The sequence below is a fragment of the Oceaniglobus roseus genome (assembly GCF_002869745.1).
Taxonomy (GTDB): Bacteria; Pseudomonadota; Alphaproteobacteria; order Rhodobacterales; family Rhodobacteraceae; genus Oceaniglobus; species Oceaniglobus roseus.
Window position 1 is genome coordinate 1 of sequence record NZ_PNOS01000056.1, and the last position, 21,172, is coordinate 21,172.

A 21,172-nucleotide genomic window follows, 5' to 3' on the forward strand; every position below is an offset into this window, starting at 1 on the left:
GCACCGGCGCGGCCAGCACCCGGCCCGCGGCGGCGCGCAGCGGCACGGTCTCGGGGCCGAGCGGGGCGACCAGGTCGAACACCCGGGCGAGCGCGTCGTCGACCGAGATCATGGCGCCTCGAACCGGCCCGACTTTCCGCCGTCCTTCAGGGTCACGCGGATCTCGCCGATGACCATGGTCTTCTCGACCGCCTTCACCATGTCGTAGACCGTGAGGCAGGCGGTCGAGACGGCGGTCAGCGCCTCCATCTCGACGCCGGTCTGCCCGGTGGTCTTGACCGTCGCCTCGACCCGGACACCGGGCAGGGCGTCGTCGGGGGTCAGCTCCAGCGACACCTTGGTGACGGGCAGGGGGTGGCAGAGCGGGATCAGGTCGGCCGTCTTCTTCGCCCCCATGATGCCCGCCAGCCGCGCGACGCCGAGGACGTCGCCCTTCTTCGCCCGCCCCTCGACGATCATGGCCAGCGTTTCGGGCCGCATCCGGACGTGGCCGGTGGCGGTGGCGATGCGCGCCGTCACGGCCTTGTCCGAGACGTCGACCATGTGGGCGTTGCCCTCGGCGTCGAAATGGGTCAGCGCCATCGCCTCAGCGCCCCGGCGCGGTCAGCGGGTCGGAGAGCAGGGCGCGGGTGGCCCTGGCGACGTCGTCCTGCCGCATCAGGCTTTCGCCGATCAGGAAGCAGCGCGCGCCGTAACGCGCCAGGTCGGCCAGGTCCTCGGGCGAGGAGAGGCCGGATTCGGCGACGATGGTGCGGCCCTGGTCCACCAGCCGGGCGAGGCGGCGGGTGGTGTCGAGCGAGGTCTCGAAGGTCTTGAGGTTGCGGTTGTTTATGCCCATGAGGGGGGATTTCAGCAGGCTCGCCCGCTCGAGCTCGGCCTCGTCGTGGACCTCGAGCAGCACGTCCATGCCCCAGTCCCGCGCCGCGGCTTCCAGTTCGGCCGCCTGGGAGTCCTCGACGCTGGCCAGGATGATCAGGATGCAGTCCGCGCCGAGCGCCCGCGCCTCGGCCACCTGCCAGGGGTCGTAGATGAAATCCTTGCGCAGCACCGGCAGCGACACCGCCTCGCGCGCGGCTGTGAGGTAGCTGTCGTCGCCCTGGAACGAGGGCGCGTCGGTCAGCACGGATAGACAGGCGGCGCCGCCGTCCTGATAGGCGCGGGCCAGGGCGGGCGGGTCGAAATCGGCGCGGATCAGGCCCTTCGACGGGCTTGCCTTCTTGATCTCGGCGATCAGCCCGTAGCCTTCGCGCGCCTTGTCCCTGAGCGCCGCCGCGAAGCCGCGCACCTTCGGCGCGTCACGGGCGGCGGACTCGACCTCGGACAGGGGGCGGGCGGCCTTGCGGGCGGCGACATCTTCCAGCTTGTAGGCCTTGATGCGGTCGAGAACCGTGGTCATCGCATCTCCTGTGGCAGGCCGGGGAGGGGGCGCTGCCCCCGCTGCCTGCGGCAGCCCCCCGGGATATTTGTGAAGCAAAGATGGGTCAGGGCGTGAGGGTGACCAGGGCGTGGCGCTTCTTGCCCGCGCTGAGCTTGATCGGGCTGGCGAGGGCGGCGGCGTCGAGCATCATCCCGGCGTCGGTCAGCGGCGCGTCGTCGATCCGCGCGCCGTTCTCGGCGATCAGGCGCTTGGCCTCCTTGCCGGTCTTCGCGAGGCCCGCGCGGACGATCAGCTGCACGACCGAGATGCCGCCCTCGACCTCCGCGCCGGTCAGGGCGAGGGTCGGCAGGTCGTCGCCGACGCCGCCCTTCTCGAACACCTCGCGCGCCGTCGCCTCGGCCGCGGCGGCCGCGTCGGGCCCGTGGCAGAGGGTAGTGACGGCATTGGCCAGGACGATCTTGGCGGCGTTGATCTCGGCCCCCTCGAGCTTTTCGAAACGCGCGCACTCGTCGAGCGGCAACTCGGTGTAGAGGCGCGCGAAGCGGCCCACGTCGGCGTCGGAGGTGTTCCGCCAGAACTGCCAGAACTCGTAGGGGGAGAGCATGTCGGCGTTCAGCCAGATGGCGCCTGACTGGGTCTTGCCCATCTTCCTGCCGTCCGAGGTGGTCAGCAGCGGCGAGGTCAGACCGAAGATCTGGTGGTCGAGTACCCGGCGGGTCAGGTCGATGCCGTTGACGATGTTGCCCCACTGGTCCGAGCCGCCCATCTGCAGCACGCAGCCGTAGCGGCGGTTCAGCTCGAGGAAATCGTAGGCCTGCAGGATCATGTAGTTGAACTCGAGGAACGACAGCGACTGCTCGCGGTCGAGGCGCGACTTCACCGACTCGAAGGCCAGCATCCGGTTGATCGAGAAGTGGCGGCCGATGTCGCGCAGGAACTCGAGGTAGTTGAGCCCGTCGAGCCACTCGGCGTTGTTGATCATCAGCGCGTCCGACGGCCCGTCGCCATAGGTCAGGTACTTGGCGAAGACCTGCTTTATGCCGTCGATGTTGGCGTCGATCGCCTCGGGCGTGAGCAGCGGGCGTTCGTCGGCGCGGAAGGAGGGATCGCCCACCTTGGTGGTGCCGCCGCCCATCAGCGTGATCGGCTTGCCGCCGGTCTTCTGCAGCCAGCGCAGCATCATGATCTGGATCAGCGAGCCGACGTGCAGCGACTTCGCCGTGGCGTCGAAGCCGATATAGGCCGGGGTGCCGGGCTTCAGCATCGCCTCGTCGAGGCCCTGGTAGTCCGTGCAGTCGGCAAGGAAGCCGCGGGACATCATCACGTGCAGGAAGTCGGATTTCGGGTGGTAGGTCATCGGGGCTTCGTCCAATCTTGCGCCGAGGCCTCTATATCCGCGGTGCGGGGGAAGGGAAAGGGACATGGGCGAGACGGCTGCGGCGGCGGTGAAGGCGGGACCCCTCCGGGCGCTCGGGGCGATGTCGGGCACCTCGCTCGACGGGGTCGACGCGGCGGTGGTGCTGAGCGACGGCGTCTCGATCTTCGGCTTCGGCGAGAGCCGCTACCGCGCCTACACCGATGCCGAGCGGGCGGTGCTGCGCGCGGCCATGGGGCTGTGGGAGGGCGGCGATGCGGCGATCGAGATCGTCGAGGCGGTCCATGCCGAGGTGCTGTCGGGGTTCGAGGGCGTCGATCTCGTCGGCTTCCACGGCCAGACCCTGGCGCACGACCCGCGCGGGCGGGGGACGCGGCAGGGCGGGGACGGTCGGGTGCTGGCCGAGGTGCTGGGGCTGCCGGTGGTTTGGGATTTCCGCAGCGCGGACGTGCGGCTCGGCGGCGAGGGGGCGCCGCTGGCGCCGTTCTACCACCACGCCTGTGCGCGCTGGACGGGGGCGGAGCGGCCGCTGGTGTTCCTGAACCTCGGCGGGGTCGGCAACATGACCTGGGTCGACCCGGCGGTGGCCGAGCCCGAGGCGCCGGGCGCCTGCCTTGCCTTCGACACGGGACCCGCCAACGCGCCGCTCAACGATTTCATGCAGTTGCGGCGGGGCGAGGCGCTGGACCGGGAGGGGGCGCTGGCCGCGGAGGGAACGCCCGACCAGGCGATCCTGGAGCGGCTGATGGGCCAGGGATATTTCCGCAGGATGCCGCCGAAGTCGCTGGACCGGAACGACTTCGCCTGGCTCGGCGACGCGGTCTCGGCCCTGTCCGGCGCCGATGGGGCGGCGACGCTGACGGCGGCGGTGGCGTTGAGCGTCGCGGCCGGGATGGAGCATTGTCCGCGCCCGCCGGAGCGGGTGCTGGTGACGGGCGGCGGGCGGCGCAACCCGGTGATGATGGAGATGATCGCCGCCTCGGTCGGTTGTCCGGTGGCGCCGGTGGAGGCGGCGGGGCTCGACGGCGACATGCTGGAGGCGCAGGCCTTCGCCCATCTCGCGGTGCGCGTGGCGCGGGGGCTGCCCACGTCGTGCCCGACGACCACAGGGGTGGGCGCGGCGGTCGGGGGCGGGATCCTCAGTCGGCCGGGCGCGGGCTGAGCGCGCAGCGGATCCTGCGCAGCTGGCGGTATTCCCAGGCGACGAGGCCGATCATAAGGGCGTCGAAGCCGCTGAGCACCAGCAGGCCAAGGCCGCCGTCCCGCAGGAAATGCTGCATCTGGTAGCCCACGAAGCCCGCCAGAACGAGCATGCCGAGGGGATAGGCCCAGGGCAGGCGGCAGGCGAGCAGGACGACCACCGACAGCTTCAGAAGCCCGTGCACCATCAGGTAGAGCGCGTAGAAGTGCTGGGTCTGGATCGACAGGCCCCCGATCAGGCCCCCGATCAGGTGTCCGAGCAGGCGGGCGATCAGGTCGGGCGGGGTCGCGGCGAGGTCGGGCGCGGTGAAGCCGTTCACCGCGGCGACGATCTGGGCATTGGCGACCATCAGGAGCAGCAGGCCGCCCGCAAGCTCGGCCAGGGCGCTGGCGCCCTTCACCATCAGACCGCCCTGGAAGGCGAGGTCGAGCAGCCGGAAGACCGCGGGGCGCAGCCGGTCACACGCCGCCGCGGTAGGGTTCGACATATTGCAGCGCCATGTCCCAGGGGAAGAAGATCCAGGTGTCCTGGCTGACTTCGGTGATGAAGGTGTCGACCATCGGCCGGCCCTTGGGCTTGGCATAGACGGTGGCGAAATGCGCCTTGGGATAGAGCGCGCGCACCAGTTCCAGGGTGCGGCCCGAATCCACCAGGTCATCGACGATCAGGATGCCGGTTCCGTCGCCCATCAGCTCGTGGTCGGGGGATTTCAGCACCCGCGCCTCGGACTGGGTCTGGTGGTCGTAGGACTTCACGCTGATCGTGTCGACGGTGCGGATGTCGAGTTCGCGGCTGACGATCATCGCCGGGGCCATGCCGCCGCGGGTGATCGCGACGACCGCCTTCCACGCGCCGTCGTCAGGGCCCTGTCCGTCGAGCCGCCAGGCCAGCGCGCGGCTGTCGCGGTGGATCTGGTCCCAGGAGATGTGGAAGCCCTTCTCGTGGGGCAGACGCGTGGAGTCGCGCCGGGAGTCCTTCGGGCTCGGCGTCGGGGTGTCGGTCATCGCGGATCCTCGAGGTGGCGGGCGTTGCCGTCTATCTAGACACTTGATCCGGCGATGGGAAGACGGGGCGGGACGCCACGACGCCGCGCCCCGCCGCCGCGGTCGGTTGATCGACATCAAGGCCAGGCCGAGTCGTCCGGACCATAAGGGGCCAAAGCCTGAGGAGATGGCCATGACATTCGACACCTACCGCGCGGCGCTGTTGCAGCGGCGGCGCGAGCTTGACGAGCAGCTGCGGCGCGCCGAGCGGACCCTGGACGAGACGCCGCCCGCGGACTGGGAGGACCGCTCCTCGGAACGGCAGGGCGACGAGGTGCTGGAGACGCTCGGGCAGAGCGAGCTGCGCGAGATCCGCCGCATCGACGCGGCGCTCGGCCGGATCGACGCGGGAACCTACGGCACATGCAGCACCTGCGGCGCGCCCATCGGCGAGGCGCGGCTGGCGCTGCTGCCCGACACGCCGTTCTGCAAGAGCTGTGCCCCTTGACCCTTCGCGCCTCAGGCCTCGACCCGCGAGGGATCGTAGGCGGCGCAGGTCCAGCGGGTGATCTTCCAGCCGAGGTGGCTTTCGCTCCACTGGGCCAGCTGGGTCTGGGCCTGGAGCATGCAGACCATCAGCGGCACGTCGCTGAACAGCAGCTGTTCCTTGCGGCAGGTGGACATCTGGGCTTCGAGGCAGGCGACGAAGGCGATCTCGATCATCGGGGAGTCTCCGGGGTTGCTGTTCGGACGGCCGGAACCCCCGGCCGCGCGGCTGTTTCGGGTCCCGCCCTCCCCGGCGGTCCTGGTCGGCGTCCGGCGGCCCTCCGGCCGGCTGGACGCCGCGGGCGCGGGGGGCCGTCGTTGCGGCCCCGGTGCACGCCCTGCGGGATCGGTTGGTCAGGACGCGTCCCGCCAAGTCCCGCTCCGTGGCCCGCGCTGCGGCGGGCCTTGCTCCGGATAGGCTATGCCCGATCCGTTGACCAAGGATGTGAGGCACCGCCATGGCAGGGCAAGGGCGCAAAAGCTGCGCATCTGCCGAAAAATGCGGCGGATGCGTCAGAGGATCAGCAGAACGACAAACGGGACGGCTGGAATGGCGCCAGTTCAGCCGGCGGCGGCCATGGTGACGGGCAGGGCGCCGATGCCCTCGATCACCACCTCGACCGCGTCACCCGCCTTCACCGGCCGTGCACCGAGGGAGGTGCCGCAGGCGATGACGTCGCCCGGCATCAGCGTCATGTCGTGGCTGAGGCGGCTGACGATCCGCGCCGGGGGCAGGATCATGTCGGCGGCCGGGTAGGACTGCCGCTCGCGCCCGTTGACGGTGACCTTCACGCTCAGGGCCTGCCAGTCGAGATCCGTGGCGATGACCGGGCCGATCACGCCGAAGCCGTCGAAGCCCTTGGCGCGGGTCCACTGCGGAAAGGCGGGATCGGCGGTCAGAACCTCGATCGCGGTCAGGTCGTTCACGCAGGTATAGCCGAGGATCGCGTGCGCTGCCTCCTCTTCGGTCGCGCGGGTGACGGGCGCGCCGATGACGATGCCGAGTTCGCCCTCGAAGATCACGCGGCCCGCCTCGGGCGGGATCGTGACGGTGGCGCCGGGGCCAGCGAGGCTCGAGAGCGGTTTCAGGAAGAACAGCGGATGATCGGGGATGGTGTTGCCCGCCTTCTCGGCGGAGGCGTGGAAGTTGTTCCAGAGGCCGATGAACTTGTGGGGCTCCACCGGCGGCAGCAGGGTCGCGGTGTCGAGCGCCACGGGATTGCCCGCGCCGTCCGCGCTGCCGAGGGCGGTACGCGGATGCAGGTGCCCGCCCTCGATCACGCCCGTGACGGTGTTGCCCTCGGCGGTGCGGATCCGTGCCCAGTTCATCGCGAAGCCCCCTCAGCCCTTGGCGATGTCGGGCGCGTCGACGGCCTTCATCCCGACGACGTGGTAGCCCGCGTCGACGTGCAGGCATTCGCCCGTGGTGCCAGAGCCGAGGTCGGAGAGCAGGAACAGCGCGGCCTTGCCGACTTCTTCCTGGGTCACGTTGCGGCGCAGGGGCGAGTTGTACTCGTTCCACTTCATGATGTAGCGGAAGTCGCCGATGCCCGAGGCGGCCAGCGTCTTGATCGTCCCGGCCGAGATCGCGTTGACGCGGATGCCGTCCTTGCCCAGGTCCTCGGCCAGGTATTTCACCGACGCCTCGAGCGCGGCCTTGGCCACGCCCATGACGTTGTAGTGCGGCATCACCTTCTCGGCGCCGTAGTAGGTGAGGGTGAGGGCGGCCGACCCGGGCTCCATCAGCTTTTCCGCGCGCTGCATCACGGCGGTGAAGGAGTAGACCGATATGTCCATCGACATGCGGAAGTTCTCGCGGCTGGTGTCGACGTAGCGGCCGCGAAGCTCGTTCTTGTCGGAGAAGCCGATGGCGTGGACGAGGAAGTCGAGCCCGCCCCACTTCTGCTTGATCTCGGAAAAGAGGGCGTCCATCGACGCCGCGTCGCCCACGTCGCAGGGCAGCACGAAGTCGGAGTTGACCTCGGCCGCGAGCGGCTTGACCCGCTTCAGCAGCGCCTCGCCCTGGTACGAGAAGCAGAGTTCGGCCCCGGCGTCGGCGACGGCGCGGGCGATCCCCCAGGCGATCGACTTGTCGTTCGCCAGCCCCATGATAAGACCGCGCTTTCCTGCCATCAGCTGGTTCGACATGTCGGATAACTCCTCGCCCGATCTTACAATCCTTCGCCGTTTAGGCCATTGTCGGCGCGTCATCAAGGGCAGGGCCAGGCAAGGAGCGGCGCAGACATGAGCACGGACGGCAAGAGCATCTTCGGCGGCAGCGATCCCTTCGCGCTGACCCGCGCCTGGATGGAGGAGGCGGCGCCGCAGGAGCCGGCCGATCCGAACGCCATGGCGCTGGCCACCGTCGACGGCGACGGGATGCCGGACGTGCGGATCGTGCTGCTGAAGGAGATCGAGGACGCGGCCTTCGTGTTCTATACCAACTACGACAGTGCCAAGGGGCGCGAGCTGGCCGAGACCGGCGTGGCCGCCTTCGTGCTGCACTGGAAGTCGCTGAAGCGGCAGGTGCGCGTGCGTGGCCATGTCGAGAAGGAGGACGGCGCGCAGGCGGATGCCTATTACGCCTCCCGCGCGCTCGACAGCCGTCTCGGGGCCTGGGCGTCGAAGCAGTCGCGCCCGCTCGACAGCCGCGAGACGCTGATGGCCGAGGTCGAGGCGGCGCGGTCGGAGCATGGCGAGAGCCCGGCGCGCCCGCCGCACTGGGGCGGCTTCCGGATCCGGCCCGTGTCCTTCGAGTTCTGGGCAGACGGCGCCTTCCGCTTGCACGACCGGGAGCGCTGGACTCCGGGTCGCCAGCCGGGACAATGGGAGGTGCAGCGCCTTTATCCCTGAGCGGGATGTCGGGAAACCTTTGCGTTTCCGCGGTTTTTGTTGAAGAGTCCATAATTGGTGGCGCATGTTGCGCCCGCGGGTGGTGAAGCTTCCCACAGGAGGCATCAGGGGGTCATGGGACATATCGAAGGCGGACCGGAAAGAGTCGAGGGCCATGTGAAGTGGTTCGACCCGGGCAAGGGGTTCGGATTTGTCGTCGGCGAAGGTGTGTCCGGCGACATTCTTCTGCATGCCAATGTCCTGCGGAACTTCGGGCAGAGCTCGGTCGCCGACGGTGCTCACGTGGTGATCCACGTCCAGCACACGCCGCGCGGCGCGCAGGCGATCGAGGTGCTGTCGATCAGCGCGCCCGATACGGGCGAGCCGCGCGACGAGGCCCGAGGCGAGCTGTTCGACCCGGCGCTGGAAGGCGGCCCGCGGGAACCGGCGCGGATCAAGTGGTTTGACAAGGGCAAGGGCTTCGGCTTTGCCAATGTCTTCGGCAAGCCCGAGGACGTGTTCGTTCATATAGAGGTGCTGCGCCGGTCCGGCCTCGCGGATCTGCAGTCCGGCGAGGCGGTCTCGGTCCGCGTCGCGCAGGGCAAGCGCGGGCGGCTCGCGACGGAGGTGAGTACATGGGAAGCAGCGTTGCATTCCGACGAGTGACGGCCCTCGCGGCGGCCCTGGCCGCCGTGGTTGCGGCAGGACAGTCGCAAGCCGCGGCCTGCCGCGACACGGTCGCCGAACTCAGGGGCGACTGGGGGCAGGCGCGGTTTAACGTCGAGATCGCCGACGACGATGGCGAACGTGCCCAGGGGCTGATGAACCGCGAATCGATGCCGAAGAGCGCGGGCATGCTGTTCGTCTATCCTCGCGAACAGTCCACCTCGTTCTGGATGCGCAACACGCTGATTCCGCTCGACATGATCTTCATGGACGGCACCGGCACCGTGACCCGCGTCCACAGCAATGCCGTGCCGCTGGACGAGACGCCGATTCCCGGCGGCGACGACGTGATGCTGGTGCTGGAGATCAACGGCGGTCTGGCGAAGTCGCTCGGGATCGCGCCGGGAACCGAGCTGCGCAATCCCGCGGTGCCGCAGGACGGGGCGGCCTGGCCCTGCGACGGCGGCTGAGGTCTCGCGTCAGGGTCAGTGCGCCGCGAAGCCGTCCTTCCTGAACCGTACCATGGCCTCGGGGCTCTTGGGATCCACCTCGTAGAGCGCGGGCCGTCGCGTGAGGTAGATCCGCCACCTCCGTTCCGGCAGGCTGCCGATCCTGATGTCGTGACGGTTCTTCATCTGCGCTGAAAGGTCCGCGATCCGCATCCCGCGGCCCTTGAGGCTGTGTTCCTCGATCATCCGGCGGATCTGGCGGTCCAGTTCGGTGAGTCGGGCAACGGGAACGGGCGGCGTTGCGCTTGCCGGGGTCGAGGTCGACCGGGCCGGGACCGGCTTGGCGGCCGAGATGGCTTTCACCGCAGCACCGTCGGGCTCAGAATTGCCCTGCAGTTCCTCGAAGACGGCGCAGGCCAGCCGGAACGTCTCGGGCGCCTTCGCCTCTCCGATCCCCAGCACATGATGGCCCCTTTCCCGGAGCCTCTGCGCGACGTGGCGGAAGCCGCCGTCGGAGGAGGCGATAACGAAGGTCTCGATCCCGCCGGCAAGGGCCAGCTCCATCGCGTCGATGCTGAGCAGCAGGCCGGCGGAATTGGTGCCGGGCCCCGCGTGGATCAGGCGGAAGGCCGGCGCGGCGGCCCAGCCTGACTGGGCGGAAGCGACGTAGCTGCGCAGCACGTCGATCCGGCCGCAGTCGCGCGCCGCGCGAAGGATGTCCTCGGCGCGCTCCGCCGAGACGTTGTCGCCGTCCACAAGGACGGCAACGCGAGGATACGGCATGGCTCGATCCCATAAGATCCAGGTCGAGCCGGAGCCTGGCACCGCGATGGGGCGGAATTGGGGCGGGGCCGGGCGCTCAGCCCTTCGCCAGCAGCGCCTTCTTCAGAAGGCCGTGCACGCCCTTCTCCTGGTTCACCGACTGCGTCACCGCGAAGTCCACGGCGAGGGAGCAGAACTGGTAGGCCTCGGTCTCCGTGATCCCCGTCTCCTCGCGGATGATCGCGATCATCTGGCGCAGCGCGATCTGGAGCGCCGTGTCGAGGCTGGGGTGGAAGCCCATGGAGATCAGGGCCTCGGGCGTCTCGGCCCGGGGCAGGTCGATGTGGGAGGCGTCCTTCAGCAGCTCGAAGCGGAAGGTGCCGGTCAGCGCGGTTTCGAGCGCGGTGATGCAGACCTCGCCGTCGCCCTGGCAGCCGTGGCCGTCGCCGCAGGAGAAGAGAGCGCCATCGACATGGACGGGCAGGGTGAGGATCGCGCCCTCGGTCAGGTGCTTCAGGTCCAGGTTGCCGCCGTGGAGCCGCGGCTGGACCGACGTCAGCTCGCCCCATTCGGGCGGCGGGGCCACGCCCATGACGCCGAAGAAGGGGGCCAGCGGCAGGGTCGCGCCCCAGGGCAGGCGCGTCGTCTTCGCCGCGCGGTCGATGGGGATCTGCGTGGTGGTCGTGCAGGAGACCGGAAATTCGCCGGGCAGGGTGCCGGCGGTCGGGCGCACGGTGTTGTAGCCCCAGTCGGCGCCAAGGTCGATCCTGTCGATATGCACCTTCAGCGCATCGCCCTTGCGCGCGCCCTCGATGGCGACGGGGCCGGTCAGCAGGTGGGCGATGCGCGGCAGGCCCGCGTCGAGGATCCGGTGCAGCTCCGGCGCGACGGTCATGCCCGAGCCTTCGGCGGGCAGCACCGTCTCGCGCCCCGAGAAGGTCTGGATCGTCACCGATTCGCCCGGCTTCACGGTCAGCACCGGCGGCAGTTCGGACCAGAAGCGCCCCCAGTGCACGGTCTCGGGGGTGGCGGCAACGTGGTGTGCGGGCATGAGGGGGCTTTCGGTTGGGGCGTCGGTTCAGTTGGCGGGGATCGTCTTCTTCGGCGTCGGATCGGCCTCGCGCGACTTGCGCATGAGGTACCAGGCGAGCGACGAGCAGACGAGCGTGCCGATCATCAGCGGCACCACCGTCCCGTCGAAGGCAAGGCCGATGGGCACCGCGATCAGCACCGCAAGAACGGTCGCCATGGCGCCCACGACCGAGGCCGCCATGCCCGCGATATGGCCCATGGGTTGCAGCGCCAGCGCGTTGATGTTGCCGAAGGTGAGACCCGCCATGAAGAACACCGAAGCCGCCCAGAACAGGAAGACGGGGAAGGCGGCCTCCTGCGGGATGGCGTGGATCAGGCCCAGGGCCAGCAACACGGCCGACAGCACGGACTGCACCGCGTAGGCGGCGATGGCCATGCGGCGCATGCCGAGGCGCATGACGAGGCGGGCGTTGACGATGGTGCTGGTGCCCGAGATCAGCGCAATGCCCATGAACCACAGCGGAAAGGCATCCGTGATGTCGAAGACGCCTTCGAAGACCTGCTGGATCGATGAGAGGAACGCGAACATCTGCGCGAAGCCCAGTGTCAGGACGGCGATGTAGAGGCGGACCATGCGGTGGGTCAGCACCTCGACCAGCGCGGATCTCAGGCTGGCGACCTGGAGGGGGCGGCGGTTCTCGGGGGCCAAGGTCTCGGGCTGGCGCAGGAGCATCCAGAGGAAGCCCGCGAGCGCGAAGACGATGAAGGCGCCGAAGATGCCGCGCCAGCCGAAGACCGAGATCACGAGGGAGCCGACGAAGGGGGCGACGGCGGGGATCATGATGAAGATCATCATCACGAAGGACAGGATCTGCGCCATCTGCCGCCCCTCGAACTGGTCGCGGATGATGGCGGTCGACACGATCCGCGGCCCCGCGGCGCCGAGGCCCTGGAGCAGGCGGGCCAGCAGCAGCGTCTCGAGCGTCGGCGCCTGCGAGGCAAGGAGCGCGCCGCCGATGTAGAGGACGAAGCCCCCGGTGATCGCCGCCTTGCGCCCGGTGGCATCCGAGATCGGCCCGGCGAAGAGCGTGCCGATCCCCATGCCGAGGACGAAGGAGGTCAGGATCAGCTGTGCCTGGTTCGGGTTCTCGGGGCTGAGCTCGGCCGCGATCTCGGGCAGGACGGGCAGCATCGCGTCGATCGAGAAGGCGACCATGGCCATCATGACCGCCATCATCGCCACGAACTCGGGGCGGGAAAGCGGTTCGGTCGGGGCGGAGAGGATCGAGCGGGCGGTCATGGCGCGGGCGTCTTTCGTTGGAACGAGAGAGCCGCGGCAACGGCCCGGACCGGAGGTTCCGCGGGGAACGTCCGGTGGGTGGAAAAGGCGGGCGGGGCGGCGTGGTTCCCGGCGATCGCCGCGATCGGCCGCCCCGGTCGGCGCGGGGCCCGCCGCCGGGCCGAAGGATCGGTGGCGGCGGTCATTCCGCCGCGGCCTGGGCGGCGAGATCCTCCAGCACCTCGGCCCAGAGCGTCGTCGGCTGCGCGCCCGGCAGGGCGTGGGTGTTGGCGAGGATGAAGGTCGGCACCCCGGTCACGCCCCGGCTGCGGGCGTGGGCGTCGCGGGCGCGGATGTCCTCGACATCGGCATCGGTGGCGAGCAGGCGCTCGGTCATCGCCGGATCCATGCCGATGCCCTCGGAAATCTCGATCAGAGTCGCGGGATCGCCGATGTCGCGGCCGTCCTGGAAATAGGCCTTGAACAGGCGGTCGACGGCGAAGGTCTGGCGCTGCTCCAGCCCCGCCCAGTGGATCAGCCGGTGGGCGTTCAGTGTGTTCGGGGTGCGCCTGATGCCTTCCCAGTTGATCGCGATGCCGGCCTCCGACGCCGTCTCCTCGATCTTCGCATAGACGCGCACAGCGTTCTCCTTCCCGCCGAACTTGGCTTCGAGGTAAGCGCGGCGGTCCATGCCCTCGGGCGGCATGTCGGGGTTCAGCTGGAACGGGTGCCACTCCAGGGCGAAGGGGTGGTCGGGATGGGCGTTCAGCGCGCGGTCGAGATAGGTCTTGCCGATGAAGCACCAGGGGCAGATCGGATCGGACAGGATATCAAGCTTGACGGTCTGCATCGGCGGCCTCGAACATCTGGCGGAGGGCGCGGCGCAGGATCTTGCCGTTGGCCCCCTTTGGGATCTCGTCCACGCGGACAAACAGGCGCGGACACTTGTAGCGGGCGAGCCTTGCCGCGCAATGGGCGGCGAGGGCGGTTTCGTCCACGGGGTCGGGTGCCGCGTAGAAGGCGGCGATGACGGTGACATCCTCGCGTACCGCGACTTCGGCGGCGGCGGCCTCGGCAATGCTGGTGAAGGCGGCCAGCGCGGCCTCGACCTCCAGCGGCGAGACGCGGTAGCCGCCCGCGTTCATGATGTCGTCGTCGCGTCCGAGATAGGTCACATGGCCGTCGCTGTCCATGGTGCCCGTGTCGCCGGTCAGGAACCAGCCGTCCTGGAAACGGGCGGCGGTGGCCACGGGGTCATCGAGGTAGCCGAGCATCAGGCCCGGATCACCGGCGGCGACGGCGATGGTGCCGGGGGTGTCGGGCGGCAGCGGTCCGTCGGGGCCGAGGATCGCCACCCGCCGCCCGGGCTGGGCGCGGCCCAGGGTGCCGGGCCGTGCAGGGTGCGTCGGCGAGGCGGAGATGAAGGTCGAGCATTCGGACATGCCGTAGGCTTCGAAGACCTGGGTGCCGGTCGCCGCCTCCCAGGCCGCGCGGGTGGCTTCGGGCAGCTTCTCGCCGGCGGAAAGGCCATGGCGCAGGTGCGGTGTCGGTTTCATGCCCGATCTGAGGAGCTGGCGGTAAACCCCCGGTGCCGCGGCGAAAATCGTTGCCCGCTTTTCCGCGATCATGGCAGCCAGGGCTGACGGCCCCGTGCCCGCGCCGGGGATCAGGGCGGTGGCGCCCGCCGTCCAGGGATCCATCAGGCCGGTGCCGAGCGTGTAGGTCCAGTTGAAGGCACCCGCGTGCATCAGGCGGTCGGCGGCGGTCAGCCCGTACCAGCCCTCGACCATGGCGAGGCGGGCGAAAATCGCGCGGTGGGCGTGGACGACGCCGCGGGGCCTGCCGGAGGTGCCGGAGGTGAAGACGATGTAGCCGGGGCGGTCGGGGTCGCCCATGGCGAAGGCGGCCGCCGGACGGCCACGCAGCGCGCGCAGGGCGGCAAGCGGCATCGCCGGCGCGTCGCCTTCGGGCAGGGCGATGCCGGGCGCGGCCAGCACCAGGCGCGGCTTCACCGCTGCGGCGATGGCGGTGATCTCGAGCGCCGTCAGCTGCGATGAGGTCGGCACCGGGACGAGATCGACCGCGAGGCAGGCGAGATAGGCGATCGGGAAGTCGACGGTATTGCCGAGCCGCATCAGCACCCGGTCGCCCGGACGCGCCCCGGTTTCGAGCAGACCCGTGGCGGTGCCGAGCACGGCGGCTTCGAGCGCGCCGTAGCTCCAGGTCTCGGGCGCGGCGGGGTCCAGCACCTCGAGCGCGATGCGCTCCGGCGCCCGTGCGGCATGACGCAGGACATGGGCGGTCAGGTTGAAGGGGGCCGCGGCGGGATCGGAGGGGATCGGCATGCCTCTGGCTAGTCCCGTGCGGAAGGCTTGGCAAGATGCGGGGACTGCCCCTCCCGTTGCCCCCGCTGCCCCCATTGCCCACGCCGCCGCCCGCGGCGTATAGGGCGGGCATGGACGACCCGAAGGATCCCCTGCCGCTCCGTCTGACCCGCGCCGGGGGCGCGGAGGAGGAGGCGCGCCCGGTGGATCTCGGCGCCCGGGTGCGCGACCTGAGGCAGGCGCGCAACTGGACGTTGGAGCAGGCGGCGCGGCAGGCGGGCATGGCGCGCTCGACCCTCTCGAAGATCGAGAATGGGCAGATGTCGCCGACCTACGACGTGCTGAAGAAGCTGGCGCAGGGGCTGGAGATCACGGTGCCGCAGCTGTTCACCCCGCCGCGCCGGGCGCAGGCGAACGGACGGATGGCGGTCACGCAGGCGGGCGAGGGCACCGCGCAGGCGACGGCGACCTATGAGCACGAGCTGCTGGCCGCCGGGATGACCGGCAAGCGGATGCTGCCCTACCGGGCGCGGATCCGGGCGCGCAGCCTCGACGAGTTCGACGGCTGGGTGCGCCACGACGGCGAGGAGTTCCTGCTGGTGCTGACGGGGACGATCCGCCTCTGCACCGAGTTCTACGCGCCCCTCGACATGAAGCGGGGCGACAGCGCCTATTACGACGCGACCATGGGGCACAACGTGATCTCGACCTCGCGGGAGGATGCCGAGATCCTCTGGGTCACCTCCCTCGGCTGAGGCGGACGTCCCGGCGGAGGCTGCGGGAGCGAGGGGCCGGCCCCTTGCGCTCCCCGGAGTATTTCGGGCAAAGAAGAAACAGGCGGGCGGGTCCGGTCGGTGCGGCGACGTGAGCCGGGTTGCCAGCGGTTCAAGGCGTCGCCCGATTTTCGGCCGCGGGGCGCGCCGCTACTCCTCGTACCACCAGACGTCCGGCAGGAAGCCGAGCCAGTCGCCGTAGATCGACACCCGGTCCTCGGGATAGTGGAGCGCGCTCGAGTGGGCGATGCGGCCGATGGCGGAGTACCAGATCGGGATCACGTAGCGCCCCGTGGTCAGCGCCCGGTCGAGCGCCTTGACCGCGGCGGTGAAGTCGTCGGCGTCGGTCGTGGTCAGCATCTCGTCGATCATCGCGTCGATGGCGGGGCTCTGTGCGCCCATCCAGTTGCGCGAGCCGGGCTGTCCGGCGGCCTCGGAGCCCCAGTAGAGCTTCTGCTCGTTGCCGGGGCTGAGGGAGACCGAGCGCAGGTAGAAGGCCATGCCGAAATCGAAGGCGTTGGTGCGCTCGGTGTACTGGGCGCTGTCGATGACGGTGACCTTCGGGAAGATGCCGAGGCGTTCGAGTCCTTGCGTGAAGATGTCGATCATCTGCTGGCTCGAGCCGCCGCCCATGATGTTGGTCGCGCCCTGGTTCAGCAGGATCTCGAAGCTGAAGGGCTGGCCCTGCCCATTCTTCAGCACGCCATCCTGCACGGTCCAGCCCGCCTCGTTCAGCCGGTCCATGGCGGCGCGCAGACCGGCGCGGTTCCGCGCCGTGCCGTCGGAGACCGGCAGGTCGTAGCCGTCGAGCGCGCCGGGCAGGAGGCTGTCGGCATAGGGTGCGAGCAGGTCCTTCACGCGGCCCGTGGCGGGGCCGTGGTCCATGGCGAGCACCGAATTGTCGAAGTAGGAGCGGATGCGGGGCTGCTCGCCGTTGTTCAGCGTCTGGTTGATGTATTCGAAGTTGAAGGCGTGGAGCATCGCGTCGCGCACCCGCCAGTCGTCGAAGGGCGCGCGGCGGGTGTTCATGACGAAGCCCGCGATGCCGGTGGGGCGGTCGTTCGGGATCTCCGATTTCACGATCCGCCCGTCCCGCACCGCCGGGAAGTCGTAGCCCTCGGCCCACTTGGCGGCGTTCAGCTCGCGGTAGGCGGTGACCTCGCCGGCCTTGAAGGCCTCGAAGGCGACGTTGGCGTCGTTGAAGTAGTCGTAGCGGATCTGGCCGATGTTGTGCTGGCCGCGCATGGCGGGCACGTCTGCGCCCCACCAGTCGGGGTCGCGGTCCAGTTCGATGAAGCGGCCCGGCTCGAACCGGCCGATGGTGTAGGGGCCCGAGCCGATTGGCACGAGGTCGAGCGTGCTTTCGGCGAAGTCGCGCCCCTCGTACTGCGCCTTCTTCAGGATCGGGCGCAGGCCCAGGATCAGCGGCAGCTCGCGGTCCACGGTGTTGAAGGTGAAGCGGACGGTGCGCGGGCCGGTCGCCTCGGCCTTCTCGACCTTGGCCCAGGTGGAGAGGTAGCGGGGGTGGCCAACGGTGCCGAGCGTCTCGTAGGACCAGAGCACGTCCTCGACCGTCACCGGGGAGCCGTCGGAGAACTTCGCCTCGGGGCGCAGCGTGAACTCGACCCAGCTGCGGTCCTCGGCCGTCTCGACCGATTCGGCGAGCAGGCCGTAGAGCGAGAACGGTTCGTCCCAGTTGCGCGCCATCAGGCTTTCGAAGACGTAGATGCCGACGCCGTAGGGGGCCGAGCCCTTGAGGATGTGCGGATTGAGGCTGTCGAAGCCGCCGCTTTCCGCGAAGACCACGCGCCCGCCCTTCGGCGCCTCGGGGTTCACGTAGGGAAAGGCGGTGAACTCCGGGGGCAGGGCCGGTTCGCCGTACATCGCGATGCCGTGGGCGGGTTCGGCGCCCGTCGCGGCGGCGCCGAGGAGAAGCGCGGCCGATGCCAGGGCGGCCCTCAGGACCGTGGGGGCGAAGGGGCAAGGCATGGGCGGGATCTCCGTTCTCGTTCTGCTCGCATCGGCGTCCAACCTACGGGGATTGCTCGGGACTGGCAATTTTCGCCCTTGGATACCGTCGCGGAATTGCGTATAAGGAAGGCACTGCTCGATAGGTTTCTTGCCTGTATGAAACCTGCCTCAATAACTTGACGCCCGCCTTGCGCGGGCGTTTTTTTTGGCCGCGCCGCAGTATCGTTGCAGATCGTCGAAGGGCTGTCCAACCGGAAATCCGGTCGTCCACGCTGGCGAAAGGCCATGATTGCTTGGCTGCGCGCGGGATTCACCGGGCTTTGCAAAGTTTGCAAATCATGTGCGCCGCACGGGCCGCCGATGCCGCATCGCAGAGAGCGACGGGCGAGTGGACGAATCGCTTGCAACCTGAGCGGTATCCGGCGCCGCGAATCGCCCTCACGGCGAAGCCGGGATTTTCCTGCTTTCCGGCCCGGTTGACCTTCATTTCGCATCCGCAGCATGTAGGATGGGACCCGCTCCGGCACCGCGCGTCTTCGCGGTAGGGGGCGGCAGGTGGGCGATGCTGCGCTGCCGTCGCTGTCGCGGAGGGGAACGGAGCGCGGCGCGATGGTGCGGAGTCGGGGGGACACGTCGGAGGGAACGGAATGGCGGAGGTGAAGCGGATCAACCTGGCGCTCCAGGGCGGCGGTGCCCACGGCGCGTTTACCTGGGGCGTGCTCGACCGGCTGCTGGAGGACGAGGGGATCGAGATCGCGGGGATCTCGGGAACCTCGGCAGGGGCGCTGAACGGTGCCGCGCTGAAGGCCGGGCTGGTCCACGGCGGACGGGAGACGGCGCGGGCGAACCTCGACTGGCTCTGGACCCAGGTGGCGGGCCTGCGCGCGCCGGCCCTGCAGGACTGGGTGTCGTCCCTGGCGCCGCCGACGCGGGTGGTAAGCGGCCTGATCGAGAACTCTCCGCCCTTCGCCACGGTCGACGCGCTGGCGCGGATCGTCAGCCCCTATGCCTTGGGGCCGCTGTTCCGCAACCCGTTGGAGCGGATCGTGTCGCGCTTCGCCTACGACAAGGTCTGCGCGGACGAGGGGCCGCGGCTGGTGATCTGCGCGACGAACGTGCGCACCGGCAAGATCCGGCTGTTCACGGGCGAGGAGATCACGGCGCAGGCGATCATGGCCTCGGCCTGCCTGCCGACGCTGTTCCAGGCGGTCGAGATTGTCGAGGGCGACCGGGTCGAGGCCTATTGGGACGGCGGCTATACCGGCAACCCGGCGCTGTTCCCGCTGTTCGAGATGGACCTGCCCGACGACATCGTGGTGGTGAACATCAACCCGATCCTGCGCGACAAGGTGCCCGAGACGCCCCACGAGATCGCGAACCGGATCAACGAGATCAGCTTCAACTCCTCGCTCCTGCGCGAGATGCGCGCGATCCGCTTCGTGCAGAAGCTGCTCGACTCGGGGCGGCTGCCGGAAGGGTCGATGAAATACGTCCGGATGCACATGATCGCCGACGACGCCCTGATGAACGAGCTGAACGTGGCCACGAAGACGATCCCGACCGCGGTGATCGTGACCCGGCTGAAGGCGGCGGGTCGGGCGGCGGCGGATCGGTTCCTGGCCGAGCACCGGGGGGATCTGAACCGGCAGGAGACCGTGGACCTGGAGGCGATGTTCGGCTGACCCCGCGCCAGGGGGCGGCGCCGGCCGGACGGCTATTCCGCCGCCCGCGCCTCCCGCGTCGGGGGCGGAGTGCGGCGCTCGGGCGGATAGACGAGCCCGGCCGAGATCACGAGCTTGGCCGCATCCTCCACCGTCATGTCGAGTTCGTGGATGTCCTCGCGGTCGACGAACAGCAGGAACCCCGAGGTGGGGTTTGGCGTGGTCGGAAGGAACACCGTCACCTTGTGGCCGTCGCCGGGCATGGCGTTCCGGATCTCGCCCTTGGCGTCGGTCGAGATGAAGGCGATGGCCCAGAGCCCCTTGCGCGGATATTCCACCAGGCAGGCGCGGTCGAAGGAGGTCTCGGACTGGGCGAACACCGTCTCGGCGATCTGCTTCAGCCCGTTGTAGACCGAGCGCACCACCGGCATCCGGTCGACCAGGCTTTCGCCCCAGCGGATCAGCGACTTGCCGATCAGCCCCTTGGCGAGCCAGCCGACGACCACGGTGAAGACGAGGAAGAAGATCACCCCGACGCCGCGCAGGTTGATGCCGATGTAGTTCTCGGGACGGAAGCGCGAGGGGACGAAGGGCAGGACCCAGCCGTCGACCCAGCCGATCACCGTCCACATCAGCCAGACGGTCAGGCCGATCGGCGCGATCACGACGAGGCCGGTCAGGAAGCTGGCGCGCAGGCTGCCGAACAACGGGTTGCGCCGCTTGCGGGGATCGGCGGGGTCGTCGGAGGATCTGGTCATGGAAAACGCGGGGCCCGATTGGATGCACCCTATCTAGGAAGGCGTGGCGCGGGGTGCAATGGAGCGCCGGCTGCCGCGGGCCCTCAGGGGCCGGGGGCGCGGATGGCGATGATCTCTTGTGCGATCCGCGCCGCGACCCGCGCATTGTTCAGCACCAGCGCGATGTTGGAGCGCAGCGAGCGTCCCTCGGTCAGCTCGAAGATCCGCGCCAGCAGGAACGGCGTGACGGATTTCGCCGTGATGCCCTGTTCCCCGGCCTCGGCCACCGCCTGCGCGATGATCGGTGCCAGTTCGGCGGCCGGGATCTCCTCGGCCTTCGGGATCGGGTTGGCGACCAGCTGGCCGCCCGGCAGGCCGAGGCGGGTGCGTGTCACGTGGGCCGCGGCGATGTCTTCGGCCGTGTCCATGCGAAGCGGCGCGGGCAGGCCCGAGTCGCGCGACCAGAAGGCGGGGAAGGCGTCCTGGCCGACGGCGATCACCGGCACGCCGAGGGTTTCGAGCACCTCCAGCGTCTTCGGCAGGTCGAGGATCGCCTTGGCGCCGGCGGCGACGACGGTCACGGGCGTCTCGGACAGCTCGCGCAGGTCGGCGGAAATGTCGAAGGTCGTCTCGGCACCGCGGTGCACGCCGCCGATGCCGCCGGTGGCGAAGACCTCGATCCCGGCGAGGCGGGCGGCGATCATCGTCGCCGCCACGGTGGTCGCGCCGGTGCCGCGGGTGGCGATGCAGGCGGCGAGGTCGGCGCGCGAAAGCTTGGCGACGCTCTTCGCCTGGCCGAGCCGCGTCAGCTCCTCCTCCGAGAGGCCGATGTGGAGCTTCCCCTCGAGCACGGCGATGGTGGCGGGGACGGCCCCGCCCCGGCGCAGCGTCTCCTCGACCATCACCGCGGTCTCGACGTTCTGCGGATAGGGCATGCCGTGGGTGATGATCGTGCTTTCCAGCGCGACGACGGGCCGTCCGGCCGCGCGGGCCTCGGCCACCTCGTCGGAAAAGTGCAGCGGGAAGGGCATCAGGTGACGTCTCCGGAAACATAGGTGGCGGCGGCGGCCAGGGCACGGGCCAGCGCCTCGGGCGGCGGGGCGCCGTCGAGGCTGGCGGCCATGTGCGCGGCCATGAAGGTGTCGCCCGCACCGGTGACGCGGGTGACGAGGACTTCGGGCGGCGTGGCGGTGTGGAGGCCGT

General features: G+C 69.7%; 24 protein-coding genes. 7 read left to right on the forward strand and 17 right to left on the reverse strand.

The window, feature by feature from the left end:
- Window positions 1-108: 108 nt before the first annotated feature.
- From moaC to tyrS, 3 genes are all read right to left on the reverse strand, one after another.
- Window positions 109-582, reverse strand: a complete 474-nt coding sequence (moaC, locus tag A7B20_RS19815; RefSeq protein ID WP_102110320.1) for a cyclic pyranopterin monophosphate synthase MoaC — start codon at window positions 580-582, stop codon at window positions 109-111.
- 4 nt (window positions 583-586) lie between these two features.
- Window positions 587-1,396, reverse strand: a complete 810-nt coding sequence (trpC, locus tag A7B20_RS19820) for an indole-3-glycerol phosphate synthase TrpC (protein ID WP_102110321.1) — start codon at window positions 1,394-1,396, stop codon at window positions 587-589.
- An 85-nt stretch (window positions 1,397-1,481) separates the two neighbouring features.
- Window positions 1,482-2,735 (reverse strand): tyrosine--tRNA ligase, encoded by a 1,254-nt coding sequence (gene tyrS / locus A7B20_RS19825; RefSeq protein WP_102110322.1) that lies wholly within the window; start codon window positions 2,733-2,735, stop codon window positions 1,482-1,484.
- A 64-nt stretch (window positions 2,736-2,799) separates the two neighbouring features.
- Between tyrS and A7B20_RS19830 the strand changes: the two genes are divergently transcribed.
- The gene (locus tag A7B20_RS19830; protein WP_102110323.1) at window positions 2,800-3,915 is read left to right on the forward strand and encodes an anhydro-N-acetylmuramic acid kinase; all 1,116 of its coding nucleotides are present in this window, start codon (window positions 2,800-2,802) and stop codon (window positions 3,913-3,915) included.
- On the opposite strand, the gene A7B20_RS19835 is transcribed toward A7B20_RS19830, so the two are convergent.
- Window positions 3,893-4,441 (reverse strand): DUF2127 domain-containing protein, encoded by a 549-nt coding sequence (locus tag A7B20_RS19835; protein WP_102110324.1) that lies wholly within the window; start codon window positions 4,439-4,441, stop codon window positions 3,893-3,895. The genes A7B20_RS19830 and A7B20_RS19835 overlap by 23 nt on opposite strands.
- Window positions 4,413-4,958 carry a xanthine phosphoribosyltransferase gene (gene gpt / locus A7B20_RS19840; RefSeq protein WP_102110325.1) on the reverse strand — a complete coding sequence of 182 codons (546 nt, stop codon included), beginning with the start codon at window positions 4,956-4,958 and terminating at the stop codon, window positions 4,413-4,415. The genes A7B20_RS19835 and gpt overlap by 29 nt, the downstream gene beginning before the upstream one ends.
- Before the next feature lie 172 nt (window positions 4,959-5,130).
- Here gpt and A7B20_RS19845 point away from each other — a divergent pair, with 172 nt between their 5' ends.
- The gene (locus A7B20_RS19845) at window positions 5,131-5,445 is read left to right on the forward strand and encodes a TraR/DksA family transcriptional regulator (protein WP_102110326.1); all 315 of its coding nucleotides are present in this window, start codon (window positions 5,131-5,133) and stop codon (window positions 5,443-5,445) included.
- A gap of 11 nt (window positions 5,446-5,456) precedes the next feature.
- On the opposite strand, the gene A7B20_RS19850 is transcribed toward A7B20_RS19845, so the two are convergent.
- The 3 genes from A7B20_RS19850 to fabI all read right to left on the reverse strand — a co-directional run bounded on the left by A7B20_RS19850 (window position 5,457) and on the right by fabI (window position 7,631).
- Window positions 5,457-5,660, reverse strand: coding sequence for a hypothetical protein (locus tag A7B20_RS19850; protein WP_102110327.1), 204 nt, complete (start codon window positions 5,658-5,660; stop codon window positions 5,457-5,459).
- Between the two features lie 384 nt (window positions 5,661-6,044).
- Window positions 6,045-6,812, reverse strand: coding sequence for a fumarylacetoacetate hydrolase family protein (locus A7B20_RS19855; RefSeq protein WP_102110328.1), 768 nt, complete (start codon window positions 6,810-6,812; stop codon window positions 6,045-6,047).
- A gap of 12 nt (window positions 6,813-6,824) precedes the next feature.
- Complete coding sequence (gene fabI, locus A7B20_RS19860) at window positions 6,825-7,631, reverse strand: enoyl-ACP reductase FabI (RefSeq protein WP_102110329.1); 807 nt, start codon at window positions 7,629-7,631, stop codon at window positions 6,825-6,827.
- 96 nt (window positions 7,632-7,727) lie between these two features.
- Here fabI and pdxH point away from each other — a divergent pair, with 96 nt between their 5' ends.
- The 3 genes from pdxH (at window position 7,728) to A7B20_RS19875 (ending at window position 9,451) form a co-directional block, all read left to right on the forward strand.
- On the forward strand, window positions 7,728-8,336 hold the full coding sequence (gene pdxH, locus A7B20_RS19865; protein WP_102110330.1) for a pyridoxamine 5'-phosphate oxidase: 609 nt from the start codon (window positions 7,728-7,730) through the stop codon (window positions 8,334-8,336).
- 114 nt (window positions 8,337-8,450) lie between these two features.
- Complete coding sequence (locus A7B20_RS19870; RefSeq protein ID WP_102110331.1) at window positions 8,451-8,981, forward strand: cold-shock protein; 531 nt, start codon at window positions 8,451-8,453, stop codon at window positions 8,979-8,981.
- Window positions 8,951-9,451: a DUF192 domain-containing protein gene (locus tag A7B20_RS19875; RefSeq protein WP_102110332.1), complete on the forward strand. Its 501-nt coding sequence runs from the start codon at window positions 8,951-8,953 to the stop codon at window positions 9,449-9,451. Before A7B20_RS19870 ends, A7B20_RS19875 begins: the two co-directional genes overlap by 31 nt.
- A 15-nt stretch (window positions 9,452-9,466) precedes the next feature.
- On the opposite strand, the gene A7B20_RS19880 is transcribed toward A7B20_RS19875, so the two are convergent.
- The 5 genes from A7B20_RS19880 to A7B20_RS19900 form a co-directional block, all read right to left on the reverse strand.
- Window positions 9,467-10,213 (reverse strand): NYN domain-containing protein, encoded by a 747-nt coding sequence (locus A7B20_RS19880; RefSeq protein ID WP_102110333.1) that lies wholly within the window; start codon window positions 10,211-10,213, stop codon window positions 9,467-9,469.
- A gap of 76 nt (window positions 10,214-10,289) precedes the next feature.
- Window positions 10,290-11,243 carry an acetamidase/formamidase family protein gene (locus tag A7B20_RS19885; protein WP_102110334.1) on the reverse strand — a complete coding sequence of 318 codons (954 nt, stop codon included), beginning with the start codon at window positions 11,241-11,243 and terminating at the stop codon, window positions 10,290-10,292.
- Window positions 11,244-11,270: 27 nt separating this feature from the next.
- Window positions 11,271-12,524 (reverse strand): MFS transporter, encoded by a 1,254-nt coding sequence (locus tag A7B20_RS19890; protein WP_245867146.1) that lies wholly within the window; start codon window positions 12,522-12,524, stop codon window positions 11,271-11,273.
- A 181-nt stretch (window positions 12,525-12,705) separates the two neighbouring features.
- On the reverse strand, window positions 12,706-13,353 hold the full coding sequence (locus A7B20_RS19895; RefSeq protein ID WP_102110335.1) for a DsbA family oxidoreductase: 648 nt from the start codon (window positions 13,351-13,353) through the stop codon (window positions 12,706-12,708).
- Window positions 13,334-14,848, reverse strand: coding sequence for a class I adenylate-forming enzyme family protein (locus tag A7B20_RS19900; RefSeq protein WP_102110336.1), 1,515 nt, complete (start codon window positions 14,846-14,848; stop codon window positions 13,334-13,336). The genes A7B20_RS19895 and A7B20_RS19900 overlap by 20 nt, the downstream gene beginning before the upstream one ends.
- Window positions 14,849-14,958: 110 nt before the next feature.
- Between A7B20_RS19900 and A7B20_RS19905 the strand changes: the two genes are divergently transcribed.
- Window positions 14,959-15,582: a helix-turn-helix domain-containing protein gene (locus A7B20_RS19905; RefSeq protein ID WP_102110337.1), complete on the forward strand. Its 624-nt coding sequence runs from the start codon at window positions 14,959-14,961 to the stop codon at window positions 15,580-15,582.
- A gap of 168 nt (window positions 15,583-15,750) precedes the next feature.
- Here A7B20_RS19905 and A7B20_RS19910 read toward each other — a convergent pair whose 3' ends face one another.
- Complete coding sequence (locus A7B20_RS19910) at window positions 15,751-17,589, reverse strand: extracellular solute-binding protein (protein ID WP_102110338.1); 1,839 nt, start codon at window positions 17,587-17,589, stop codon at window positions 15,751-15,753.
- A gap of 629 nt (window positions 17,590-18,218) precedes the next feature.
- Between A7B20_RS19910 and A7B20_RS19915 the strand changes: the two genes are divergently transcribed.
- Window positions 18,219-19,253 (forward strand): patatin-like phospholipase family protein, encoded by a 1,035-nt coding sequence (locus A7B20_RS19915; protein ID WP_102110339.1) that lies wholly within the window; start codon window positions 18,219-18,221, stop codon window positions 19,251-19,253.
- Between the two features lie 32 nt (window positions 19,254-19,285).
- Here the strand turns inward: A7B20_RS19915 and A7B20_RS19920 are convergent, their stop codons facing one another.
- The 3 genes from A7B20_RS19920 to A7B20_RS19930 all read right to left on the reverse strand — a co-directional run.
- Window positions 19,286-19,990: a DUF502 domain-containing protein gene (locus tag A7B20_RS19920; protein WP_102110340.1), complete on the reverse strand. Its 705-nt coding sequence runs from the start codon at window positions 19,988-19,990 to the stop codon at window positions 19,286-19,288.
- Between the two features lie 83 nt (window positions 19,991-20,073).
- Entirely contained in the window at window positions 20,074-21,000 is a 927-nt protein-coding gene (locus A7B20_RS19925) for a pseudouridine-5'-phosphate glycosidase (protein ID WP_102110341.1), read from the reverse strand.
- The coding region (locus A7B20_RS19930; protein ID WP_216641229.1) for a PfkB family carbohydrate kinase at window positions 21,000-21,172 on the reverse strand (173 nt) is incomplete at its 5' end. The genes A7B20_RS19930 and A7B20_RS19925, both read right to left, overlap by 1 nt.